Genomic DNA, 11,614 nt, shown 5'->3' on the forward strand with positions numbered 1-11,614 from the left:
CTGATCACTCGTAAAGGAAGCATGAAGCCCCGTGCCCGTCGCCGGTATCGTACATCGGCGGTTCGGCGACGCGGCACCGATCCATGACAAACCGGCATCTGGATGCGAACCTGCATCCGCTCGCCGAATAGCTCTCTTCAGCGCCGCCGCCCGCGTCGTCCAGGGTGAGGAAGGAGGATGCCCTTTCTGGATCAGGAACTGGAACTGAATCGACGAGCAGCATGGTGTATGGATGCTTTGGCTTCCCTATTACGTCGGCGGTCTTTCCCTGCTCCACGATCCTGCCGCGGAAGAAAATCAGCATCCTGTCACCCATGAATTTCGCACTCGATATGTCATGCGTTATGAAGAGAAAGGAGGTACCGCCGTCGCGCGAGAGTTTTTTCATCCTGTTGAGCATTTCTGCTCTCAGCGAAACGTCTAGCATGGAGACAGGTTCGTCGGCAACTATGAACTGGGGTTTCAGTATCATTGCCCGGGCTATGGACACACGCTGCCTCTGTCCTCCGCTGAGCTCGCTCGGCAGCTTGTGCATGAACTGTCCCGCGGGCTTGAGTCCCATGCTTTCAAGATGCTCAGCCACCTTTTCCTCCTTATCCTTTCGTGACAGATTCTTTTCGAAAATGTTCAGCGGTTTCGACACGCTTGCAAACACCGAGAAGAGTGGATTTAGAGAGTCATACGGGTCCTGCAGGATCATCTGTACGTTCCGCCGGAAGGAAATCATCTCCGTCTTGCTCATGTCGAAGATGTTCTTTCCGTGAAATCTGACTTCTCCTGACGTCGGTTCCAAGAGTCGAACCATCAGCCTTCCAAGTGTTGTCTTGCCACTGCCGCTTTCTCCGACAACAGAAACTATTTCGTTCGTTCCGATATCGAACGACGCGCCGGCGACAGCCTCGACATGTCGTCTTTTTCCCATCCTGTTCAGAAAACTCTTCGACTGGCCGAATATTTTCCGGAGGTCTGTTACTTCAACCAGTTTTTCCATTCACTGACATCTCCGCGTTATGGCACGAAACCAAATGTGCATCTCCCAGCGCACGCAATTCAGGCGTCTCTCTCGTACACAATTCTGTAGCGATATTGCATCTCGGAGCAAACGGACAACCACCGATGTCGCTCGAAAGGTCAGGCGGCGAGCCGTTTATCTCAACAAGCTCTGTCTGTCTTTCGTCGATGCGCGGTATGGTAGACATGAGCCCCCTCGTGTATGGATGAAGGGGCCTCCTGAATAGCGTCTTCACATCGCCGATTTCTACGATCGAACCGGCATACATCACTGCGACCCTGTCTGCGATTGACGCGAGGAGTGAAATGTCATGCGTTATGAATATTACAGACAGATTGAGTTTATCTTTCGTATCCATCAGCAGTTTCAATATCTTCCTCTGCACAACGACATCCAGCGCTGTTGTGGGTTCATCCGCCACGACAAGTTCGGGGCCGCAGACGAGCGCCATCGCTATGGCAACCCTCTGCTTCATGCCACCGGAGAGCTCATGAGGATAGTTCTTCCGTATCGAGTCGTCAAGGTGCACAAGCTCAAGATAGGACGTTATGTTGTTCTCGATTGTTTCATCGTTGAATCCATGCCAGAACATGGCATCCGCCAGCTGATCGCCTATTCTTGCCACCGGATTCAGCGAGTTCATGGATCCCTGAAAAACGACAGAGACGTGCTTCCACCTGAGTCTTCTCAGTTCCTTTTCGGACAGCTTCAGTATTTCGATGCCTTCTCCCAGTGAGCTGTCTTCCGCGTTGAACACCATCTTTTCTGCGGAGATGTCAGTCGATTTGGGAAGCAGACGCAACAGCGACATGCCGAATGTGGACTTGCCACATCCACTCTCCCCTACGAGTCCGACAACTTCTCCTCTTCTGATGGATATGGACAGATTCCTGACAGCATGAATGGTCCTGTTCTTTGTCCTGTATCGGATGTTCAATTTCGAAACTTCAAGCAATTCCGTGTGCAATCACCCTGTCCTCATTTCCAGTGTAGTCTCAGCTATTCCGTTTGCGAGCATGTTCAGGCCCATGCCCAGGACACCGATGGCAATGCCCGGTGGGACTATCCACCACCACGCACTCTGTATTGCGGCATCTTCGACCTGGGCCCAGTAGAGCATTGTTCCCCAGTTGACTGAATTCACATTTCCAAGCCCGAAGAACGCCAGACCGGCCTGTGCAATTATTGCGCCGATGACGAGAAAAATCATGTTTATGAATATTATGGGTGCCATGTTCGGAAAGATGTCCTTGAACATTATGCTCAGATTACCGGATCCGGAGAGTTTCGAAACTGCAACATATCCCCTCTCCTTCAGCGTAAGCACCTGCGATCTCACTACCCTGGACATGAATGGCCAGGAAAGCAGCGAGAGAATCAGTATGGTGGATGTGTTTGTGGGTGGAAGATATGCGCTCAGTATGACAAGCAGGGGAAAGGCTGGTATGACAAGGAGCATGTCGACAAAACGCATCAGTACGTCATCGGTATATTTACCGAGGTACCCCGCGGTAAGTCCTACGGAGATGCCTATGCTGCTCGAAAACAGCGCGACGAAGAAACCCACCTTCAGCGACGTCGCAGTGCCTATGACAAACCATGAGAAAACATCCTGACCGAGGTAGTTTGTGCCCAAAATATGCCTGGCTGAAGGCGGACTCCAAGGCGCTCCCGATTGCGCCAGAGGACTGAATGGTGCAATGAATTTTCCGAGCAGACCAAGCGCGATGAAAAACAGCACTATAGATGCACCGAGAATGAATTTCCTGTTGTGTGTGAGTGGTATCAGCGGACGTAGCAGTCTCTTCACAAGGAAGCGTACCGGGGATTGCTGCTTCACATCTGTCGAACTGTTCAAATTAGACTCACTCTCGGATCAATAATTGTATAGATGATGTCCACAATGAAATTGGCAAGTATGACGCACAGGCTTATGATCAGGAAAATGCCTTGCATTAGCGGGTAATCTTCGCTCTGTATCGCCGAAAAGAGCGTATATCCGAGTCCTGGATAGGCAAAAAGATATTCCACCATGAGTGCGCCTGCGACAACGTATCCCAGCGCTATGCCTACGTGGGTGGTCACGGGCAGTATGGCATTTCGGGCAGCGTATCTGTTCTTTATAACATGGTTCGGCAGTCCTTTTGCAAAGGCCGTCAGTATGTAATCTTCATGCATTACGGTTATCATGGTGTTGCGCATCTGCAGCGCATAGCCTGGCATCAGGGCTATGACGAGCGTAGATATGGGCAAAACCGCATGATACAGAACGTCCCCTAGAAACGCAAATTCATTGTGGTATGTGACACCTTGGGATACGGCATGTGCAACTGGAAAAATCGTAATATCTACGGCGAAGAAAATCAGCAGTATAATGCCTATCCAGAAGTAAGGTATCGATGAAATCAGCATGCCTGCTGATGAAATCAGCGAGTCAGGCAGTGTTCCTTTTCTCCACGCAAGAAAAATACCGAGCGGTATGCCAAGCAGGGCGGCAAATATTGTTCCGGATCCTGCAAGAAACAGCGTCCACGGCAGTCTCTGCAGTATCACCGAAGTGACACTCTGCGGATAGTAATAGAATGAAATGCCCAGGTTGCCGTGGACAAGCTCGACAAGATATCTGTAATACTGATAGAGCAGATTCGGATTGTTCAGTCCGAACTCCTGAGTGAGCCTCTGTACCACGACCGGATTCCCTATCTGTCCGCCTCCGCCTCCAAACAGGTTCGCCATAACAGGATTGCCTGGTATTATTCTCGGAAGAAAAAAATTGAGCGTTATCGCACCGTATGCGATGACCGCCATGTTTACGAGTCTTCTCAGCAGATACCGTTTGCCGATCAATCTTACCGTCTCCTTCTGCGTAAGCGGCATAAATTTATGGGTAAGAGGTTTGCGGCGCCATCCGACAACCGGGCAAGATTACTTGTTATGCCTTTCCTTCAGCCTCTTCCTTCTGACATAGAATATCGCAGCTGCGACACCCCCGAGAATCAGTACCACGATTCCTCCTCCTATGTACGGGAGGTAATTGGGAGCAGTTTCGTTTACGTATTGCAGAACGTCGATGTGTTCAACGCTGATCATCCATGCAATGTTGTAACTTGGTGTGTTATCTCTGATTGTCTGATTGTTGTAGCTGAAGAATGTAGGGGGGTCCGATGTCATTGCCACTGGAACCTGTGCCGCAATGATCTGCTGCACACTGTCCAGCAGCTGCTGAACCTTGGTGCTGTTGGATGTGGATGCAGCTTGTGTGAGCAGACTATTGACTGTCGTGTTGTTGTAGCGTTCCACGTTCCACCCGTGGGTCCAGACGAATTGGCCCATGGGTGCTGAGGACTTGTTGGAGAACAGAGAATAGAGCACGCTCCAAGCATTTGGCGCATAGCCTGTGTATCCGAAGTATGTGAGTTGATACTTGCCGTAGCCTGTGTTCGAGTTCCACTGTGCAAACGTATTTGCCACATATGTTGTCTTAATTCCGAATGCAGTCAGGTTGTTGGCTATCACGTTTCCGGCAGTAACCCAGTCTGCGAGCGGAGGCTCAATCAAAGTGACAGTTACCTGTGTGCCGTTGGGGTAGTACCACTGACCTCCTTTCTGAGTAAATCCACCGTCCTTCATCATAATCGCTGCCTCTGTGAGGTTGTAGTGGTAGAATGGCAGTCCTGCGGGTATCTGATTCTTGTAAAGTGCCGGAAGCGCTCCGTACGAACCTGTGAGTCCCGCTCCTGCAAGAGCGAGCAGGTTCAAGTTCGTCTTGTTTATGACATATGCTACAGCCTTTCTTGCATATGTGTTGTTAAATGGCGCAATTGCGTTGTTCATCCAAGCGAAGAATTCGTATGTTGAGGGAGCACTTACGCTTCGTATATAGGGTATTTTTGCGAAAAGTGCTCTGTCTGTGTAGGGCCCCCAGAATGCATCAATCGTCTTGCTTTCAAGCGCAGCAGTGGCATCTGAAGTGGTCTTGAAATATTCCCATACCATTTTTGCGTAAGAGGGCGGTCCGTTGAAGAAATGCTTGTTTGCACTGAACACTGTTCCAGCAGTTGTAGACATGCTGTTCAGTATCAGCGGGCCGTCGGTTATCAGGTTCGTCGCCTGATACGTCCCAGATGTAATGTTTGTCGCGTAATTCGTGAAACTTGAGAGATTGGAAGTGTACGGGCTGTTGCCCCATGCTGCCGGAATGATAGGCTCTGTTCCTATTTCATAAATCAGCGGGCTGTAGAACGTTTTCATTTTGAATACAACCGTATAGTTGTTTAAGGCAACTACACTTTGGATGTAATTATTGAATGAGAAAAAGTCAATGCTTGGTGTATTGATCAGCGATTGAAATGTATATGTGACATCTTTGGCAGTAACAGACTGTCCGTTGGACCACGTCGCATTGTGGACTAGATTAAATGTGAACGTGAGGCCGTTGTTTGTCACGTTGTATGACTTTGCGAGCCACGGTATGACTCCGCCGCTCGTTCCCGGGTATAGGAGTGAACTGTACAGCAGAGCATCTATGTCTCCTGCCATGCTTGTGGCTGTGAGCGGATTCAGATTGGTGAGTGTGCCCTGGATAGAACCGAAGATGAATGTACCGTTCGGATTTATCTTGGCTACTTGTTTTGCGGAAGCAACACCTACGAAGCTGCCGCCGAATACACTACCGATCAGCAGTAAAGCGGAAGCGACGGAAAACGCGATCAATGCCCTTCGCATGAAAAATATTCTTTTTCTCTCAGTCATAATTCCCGGTGAATGGAACAGATGTATAAATGACTGATTATTATTAGCATGGTTATCATAAAACAGTTTCTCCCAATCATAGGCATCTCAGACAAGCAAGAATGAAAAGATTACCTTCGTTCCTATGAACAGGCGCAGCTCAGTGACTGCGCTTTTCTTGCTCGCTGACGGAGTCTGGCTGCGGACATGGTCCGATTATTTAATATAGTGATAACAAATCACATGCTCGCGATTTAATGAATAAGAAAATCGTGTCTTTGCTGATAGCCGTGTTGCTGTCGACGAGTATATTCTTTGTTTTGGTGCCGGAGTCAGACAGGGCCTCTTCAACCCCCGTTACACTGACCGTAGGCATCGTCTCGCCCGGAGCAATAACAAATCTGAATCCGTGGGAAGCAGGCGGTCAGTCTGCCATAACGACCGACCAGTTGCGCGGGTTGTATTATCTCACGCTTATGCTTCAGGCACCCAATGGAACACTCATGCCACAGCTTGCGCAATCCTGGAGTGCCAACGCGAATGCAACGGTATACACATTCAACCTGGTACCGAATCTGAAATGGTCTGACGGGACACCGCTCACCGCGAACGATGTGGTCTATTCCTTCAGGCTGCTGCAGCAGCACCCCCTGTTTGACACTCTCAACGGTTTCATCGTAGGCTCACTGTTGAAGAATGTCACTGCTCTGAGCAGCACCTCTGTTCAGTTTACACTGACGCACCCGTTTTCTCCGTTTCTCGACTACGCATCGCTTGGAAAGTACATCGTGCCTGAGCACATTTTCTCTGCGATTTCCAACATAACGGCCTATACTGGTTCATCATCGCCGGTCGGTGATGGTCCATACCTGCTTGTGAACTGGACGCCCGGTTCAACTGTTCTGCACTACAAGGCAAACCCCTACTTCTATATGGGCAAGCCAAAGATTACAAACCTTGCAGTGGAGCTGCTTTCACCGACGGCAAACATTCCCGCTCTCCTGCAAACCGGTGAGATAACACTCGCTCAGCCCTCGCCGAGTCAGGTGGCTGCTCTCAGCGGCGTGAGTCACGTCGGTGTCTCTGTGTCGCCCGGAATATCGATTGTTGGCACATACTTCGATCCGGCAGGTCTGTTCATGTTTGACGACGCGCTGTACCCGTACAACATAACCACGGTGAGGCAGGCTCTGGCTTACAGCATAAACAGGACGCAGATTGTGCAGCTTGCCCTGAACGGCTACGGAACCGCGGGAAATCAGGGACAGTTGCCTCCTTCGCTTTCCCAGTGGATACCGTCCACTCTTGCCAACTATACATTCAATCCAAGTAAGGCACGATCAATGCTGCTGGGCCTCGGCTTCAAGAACGGCAGCAACGGTTATCTCACATTCCCGAACGGGACCGCATGGACACCCAAGATAATGGATGTGGGTGGCACGGCGAGTAGTGTAGTCAGCGTAATAGTGCAGAATCTGCATGCTGCCGGCATCGACGCGTCCGAGTCTGTTGTCACTATAGGTACCATTGTCAATGCGCTAGAGTACGGTACATTCGATATGATATTGCTCGGAACAAGCAGGCCGCCGATTCCCGACTTCGTCCTCGGCGTCTTCGTCACCAACTCTGTTACGCCGGTAGGAACACAGGAACTCGACTATCACGGATGGGCCAGGTGGTCCAATCAGACAGTCTGGAACGATCTGAATCAGGCCAGAAACGTCAGCGGTTTCTCCCAGCAGTACCAGCTGTATGCGAATGTGCAGCAGATCATGGCAACTCAGGTGCCGCTCATCGTGCTGTACTACGGACAGAACATATGGGCATATTCCAATGCGACCATCGGCGGATGGGGTCCAGCTGCCCAGGGATATCAGTTCCCCCAGGCTCCGTTGCTGATGAGCCTGCATGGACCTGCCACGGTTGCTACATCCAACAACGGAGTGGTGTACGCTGCAGCGGGACTTGTGGTCGTTCTGGCGGTCATCGCTGTGGCGGTTTATGTGTTAAGGAAACGGCAAAGGTAGATCTGAGTTGGGCATATCTGTGCGTTTTCTGGTGCGGCGTGCACTGTACGCCGTACTGACTTTTTTCATCGCGCTGCTTATGATTTTTATCATACCGCGCCTGATTGCAGTCAATCCTGTTGAGATAATAGCCGCATCACAGCAGCTCCCGCCTTCGGCCATCAAGCAGCTGACGGCGCAGTTTGGATTGGACAAGCCGCTTTACGTTCAGTTTCTCCTGTATCTCAAGAACGTGGTTTTCACATTCCCCCCAAATCTTGGTTTTTCTTATGAATACTATCCTCAGTCCGTCTGGTCTCTGCTCGTTATATCACTTCCATGGACACTCTTCCTTGTTGGAAGCTCCGTCGCTATTTCCGCATTTGCAGGCACTATGGCCGGTCTGTACGCCGGTATGAATCGCGGCAAGGCGCTTGACAGGCTCCTTACATACACCGCGATGACCACACAATCAATGCCGTACTTCTGGATCGCAATCATGTTCCAAATAGTTCTCGCGGTAGTACTGAGGCTGTTCCCGATAGGCGGCGCAATATCCATAACAGATACGAGTCCTATGTTCTCGCCCCAGTACATACAGGATGTTCTCTATCACGCCATGCTGCCAATGATTACAATCATCGTAGCCACGACCCCAGTTTACGCCATTATAATGAGGAACACGCTCGCAGACATTATTCGGGAGGATTACATGGTGGCGGGCGAAGCGAAGGGGCTTCGCAAATCGCGTCTCTATTATAAGTATGGCCTGCGCAACGGCATCCTTCCGATCGTGAGCCTTATTGCCGTTCATTTCGGCTATGTCGTCGGCGGCGCCCTGCTTGTGGAGATTGTATTCAGTTATCCGGGAGTTGGCACACTCCTCTTCAACGCGATCCTTTCACACGATTACCCGATTATCCAGGGTGTTTTCTATATTCTCGGCATCACCGTAATTGGCGCGAATTTCATCGCGGACGTAATCTATTCCTACATTGACCCGAGGATCCGATATTCATGATGATGCAGGAGTTGAAGCTTGAAAGACTCTTCAAAACCGAGTCTGGAACGGATACCTTCCTGAAGAAACTGCTAATGAACAGGGGCGGAATGACCGGCCTCATCATACTGTCCGCTCTCGCCTTTATCGCTCTCTTTTCATCGTTCATAGCGCCATACTCTCCTTACGCTATCGTAGCGAAACCGTACCTGCCGTCGAGTGCTGCCCATCTTTTCGGAACGGATGGGCTGGGAAGGGACATTTTCAGCCAGATGATTTACGGGACACGTCTGTCGCTCGAGATAGGCTTCGTTTCCGCTGTAGGTATTACATCGATTGGTACGCTCGTCGGCATTGTGTCCGGGTACATCGGTTCATTCGTTGACGAGGTACTGATGAGATTCGTGGATGTTATGCTTGTTATACCATCGATTGCCTTCATGATATTCGTTTCAACAATTATGGGTCCGGGTGTGATAACCGTTCTCACTGTAATCATTGTGTTCGGTTGGCCCCCAATGTCCAGGATGATACGGTCACAGGTGCTCTCCCTGAAAAAACGCGGTTTCGTTGAGAGTGCCATTGTAAGCAATACAACGAAAACTTTTATTCTTTTCAGGATGATATTGCCGAACATCATTTCACTGATACTGGCAAATGCCCTGCTCGCCGTGATTTATGCAATAATCGCCGATGCTTCACTGGCATTCATCGGCCTCGCGAGCACGACGAGTTACAGCTGGGGGACTGTTCTTTACAACGCACAGATTGAAGGAGCGATATATCACAACGGCATACTGTGGATTACGCTGCCTGGTCTGGCTATCGCACTCACAGGAGTGTCCATGACACTGCTTGCGAGAGCGTTTGGTGACATAACTGATCCGCGCTATTCGACAGAGGGAAGGTGATGGCAGCGATTATAGCAGATTTACACGGGCTGTCCGTCACATTCCCTTCCAGGAAAGGCATGGTCAAGGCCGTGGATGCCGTCGACCTGAGCATTGAGGAAGGATCCATCTTCGGCATTGCCGGAGAGTCGGGTTGCGGAAAGACGACGATAGGCCTTTCACTGCTCGGAATGGTCAGAGAACCAGGTCGGGTCGAGGGCCGCATCACAGTCAACAGAAAGGATGTAACATCGCTGCGCGGTGAGGAGCGCAGACTCTTCAGATGGAAGGAGGTGTCCATGGTTTTTCAGGGGGCCATGAACAGCCTTAATCCAGTGAGCAGTGTGGGCGAGCAGATAACCGAAGTGATAATCGATCACAACGGCGGTACGCGGAAAGAGGCAATGAACATGGCGGCCGAGCTTCTGCGTAAGGTGAGACTGCCATCCGATATACTGCGCCGTTACCCTCATCAGCTTAGCGGCGGGCAGAAACAGCGTGTGGTCATAGCGATGGCCATAGCGCTCGATCCGAAACTCATTATTGCGGACGAGCCCACTACTGCACTCGATGTTGTTTCGCAGGAACACATTCTCCGGTTGCTCAAGGAGATAGTGAAGGCCTCTGGGTCCACTGTCGTAATCATTTCGCACGACCTGTCGCTCATAGCGGATATGTGCGACAGCCTTGCAGTCATGTACCTGGGCAGGATTGTCGAATCGGGAAAGGCCTCGGACGTGCTGGCAACCCCCGCACATCCGTACACGAAAGCACTCATCGATTCCAACATAACTCTTGACAGGCGCGGAGAGACGGTGGAATCGATTCCGGGATACCCGCCTTCCCCTATCAATCTCCCGCGCAACTGCAGGTTCAGCAGCAGATGCAAATTCGCTACCAGCGAATGTTTCGATTCCGAACCGCCAGCGACCACGCTCGACAACGGAAGAGTCGTGTACTGTTACCATCCGAGGTATGGCAATGGCGGAAAGTAGAACGATAGGCTTGGATGGGGTATCGGTCAGGTTCACTTCTCAGGGGAGGGTTGTACCGGCCATCGACGACGTGACTATCTCCTTCAAACTGTCTGACCTGGTGTCGGTTGTTGGTGAGAGCGGGGCCGGCAAAACGACGTTTGGCCGGGCGCTTCTCGGACTCGTCAGGCCGGACTCAGGCGCCGTGCTCTTTGCCGGAAAGGATATACACAGGCTGAAGAAAAAAGAACAGAAGAACTTCCGAAAACATGTGCAGGTTGTTTTCCAGGATCCTTATGATGCCATGAACCAGAAGCATGTGGTCTTAGATTACCTGTCGATGCCGCTTCGCTTCATCTCCGGCATCTCGTCAAGAACCGAACTCAGAAGTGCGAGTGAGGCATTGCTTGATCAGGTGGGTCTGGAAACGGAGTTTCTCTCTAAATATCCACATCAGCTTAGCGGCGGGCAGAAACAGCGCATCGCCATAGCAAGGGCGCTGGCGACGGAACCCGATTTCATTGTTGCGGACGAGCCGACAAGCATGCTCGATGCGTCGGCCGCTGCAGGCATACTGAATCTGCTCAAGAGGCTGGCGTCGAAGAGAGGCATGGGTTATATGATCATAACGCACAACATGGGAGTTGCCGCATATGCATCTGACAGGATCGTTGTCATGTACTCGGGGAAGGTGGTGGAGGATTCTGCTGCTGAGGATATCCTAACGGCTCCGAGACATCCCTACACTTCTGTGCTCATCAGTCATGCGCCGCTGTCTGAAGGGAGCAGCAGGAATAAGCCGGCTGAACGTGAGGGCTCCGACGTTGATCCTGATGCGGCGGACCCGTGGAAGCTCGGGGGCTGCAGATATTTTGCCAGATGTCCGAGGAGAACGGAAGAATGCAGCAAGTCTTTTCCCCCTCTTACGATCGCTCCCAACGGCAGGAGTGTGGCCTGCCTGCATCCGATCGAAACGGAAGAGCTCAGGCATATCAACTGAC

General features: G+C 51.1%; 10 protein-coding genes. 5 read left to right on the forward strand and 5 right to left on the reverse strand.

Annotated features, from left to right (window positions below):
- Window positions 1–4: 4 nt before the first annotated feature.
- The 5 genes from KIS30_02215 to KIS30_02235 form a co-directional block, all read right to left on the reverse strand.
- Complete coding sequence (locus KIS30_02215; GenBank protein MBX8645561.1) at window positions 5–991, reverse strand: ABC transporter ATP-binding protein; 987 nt, start codon at window positions 989–991, stop codon at window positions 5–7.
- Window positions 975–1,979: an ABC transporter ATP-binding protein gene (locus KIS30_02220; GenBank protein MBX8645562.1), complete on the reverse strand. Its 1,005-nt coding sequence runs from the start codon at window positions 1,977–1,979 to the stop codon at window positions 975–977. Before KIS30_02220 ends, KIS30_02215 begins: the two co-directional genes overlap by 17 nt.
- The gene (locus tag KIS30_02225; protein MBX8645563.1) at window positions 1,980–2,870 is read right to left on the reverse strand and encodes an ABC transporter permease; all 891 of its coding nucleotides are present in this window, start codon (window positions 2,868–2,870) and stop codon (window positions 1,980–1,982) included. It lies immediately after the preceding gene.
- A complete protein-coding gene (locus KIS30_02230) occupies window positions 2,867–3,859 on the reverse strand; it encodes an ABC transporter permease (GenBank protein MBX8645564.1) in 993 nt (330 codons plus the stop codon). Before KIS30_02230 ends, KIS30_02225 begins: the two co-directional genes overlap by 4 nt.
- A gap of 78 nt (window positions 3,860–3,937) precedes the next feature.
- Complete coding sequence (locus tag KIS30_02235; GenBank protein ID MBX8645565.1) at window positions 3,938–5,764, reverse strand: ABC transporter substrate-binding protein; 1,827 nt, start codon at window positions 5,762–5,764, stop codon at window positions 3,938–3,940.
- Window positions 5,765–6,000: 236 nt separating this feature from the next.
- On the opposite strand from KIS30_02235, the gene KIS30_02240 reads away from it, so the two are divergent.
- From KIS30_02240 to KIS30_02260, 5 genes are read left to right on the forward strand one after another with little or no spacing between them, the layout of a single operon-like run.
- Window positions 6,001–7,770: a hypothetical protein gene (locus tag KIS30_02240; protein ID MBX8645566.1), complete on the forward strand. Its 1,770-nt coding sequence runs from the start codon at window positions 6,001–6,003 to the stop codon at window positions 7,768–7,770.
- A 7-nt stretch (window positions 7,771–7,777) separates the two neighbouring features.
- The gene (locus tag KIS30_02245; protein MBX8645567.1) at window positions 7,778–8,770 is read left to right on the forward strand and encodes an ABC transporter permease; all 993 of its coding nucleotides are present in this window, start codon (window positions 7,778–7,780) and stop codon (window positions 8,768–8,770) included.
- Window positions 8,767–9,660 (forward strand): ABC transporter permease, encoded by an 894-nt coding sequence (locus KIS30_02250; protein MBX8645568.1) that lies wholly within the window; start codon window positions 8,767–8,769, stop codon window positions 9,658–9,660. The genes KIS30_02245 and KIS30_02250 overlap by 4 nt, the downstream gene beginning before the upstream one ends.
- Window positions 9,660–10,634 carry an ABC transporter ATP-binding protein gene (locus tag KIS30_02255; protein ID MBX8645569.1) on the forward strand — a complete coding sequence of 325 codons (975 nt, stop codon included), beginning with the start codon at window positions 9,660–9,662 and terminating at the stop codon, window positions 10,632–10,634. The genes KIS30_02250 and KIS30_02255 overlap by 1 nt, the downstream gene beginning before the upstream one ends.
- The gene (locus tag KIS30_02260; protein ID MBX8645570.1) at window positions 10,621–11,613 is read left to right on the forward strand and encodes an ABC transporter ATP-binding protein; all 993 of its coding nucleotides are present in this window, start codon (window positions 10,621–10,623) and stop codon (window positions 11,611–11,613) included. The genes KIS30_02255 and KIS30_02260 overlap by 14 nt, the downstream gene beginning before the upstream one ends.
- Window position 11,614 lies beyond the last annotated feature (1 nt).

This window comes from Candidatus Sysuiplasma acidicola, assembly GCA_019721035.1.
Lineage (GTDB): Archaea > Thermoplasmatota > Thermoplasmata > Sysuiplasmatales > Sysuiplasmataceae > Sysuiplasma > Sysuiplasma acidicola.

Coding starts and splice junctions, on each gene's coding strand:
- KIS30_02215 (MBX8645561.1), bottom strand. CDS start 991: ATGGAAAAACTGGTTGAAGTAACAGACCTCCGGAAAATATTCGGCCAG.
- KIS30_02235 (MBX8645565.1), bottom strand. CDS start 5,764: ATGACTGAGAGAAAAAGAATATTTTTCATGCGAAGGGCATTGATCGCG.
- KIS30_02240 (MBX8645566.1), top strand. CDS start 6,001: ATGAATAAGAAAATCGTGTCTTTGCTGATAGCCGTGTTGCTGTCGACG.
- KIS30_02250 (MBX8645568.1), top strand. CDS start 8,767: ATGATGATGCAGGAGTTGAAGCTTGAAAGACTCTTCAAAACCGAGTCT.
- KIS30_02255 (MBX8645569.1), top strand. CDS start 9,660: ATGGCAGCGATTATAGCAGATTTACACGGGCTGTCCGTCACATTCCCT.
- KIS30_02260 (MBX8645570.1), top strand. CDS start 10,621: ATGGCGGAAAGTAGAACGATAGGCTTGGATGGGGTATCGGTCAGGTTC.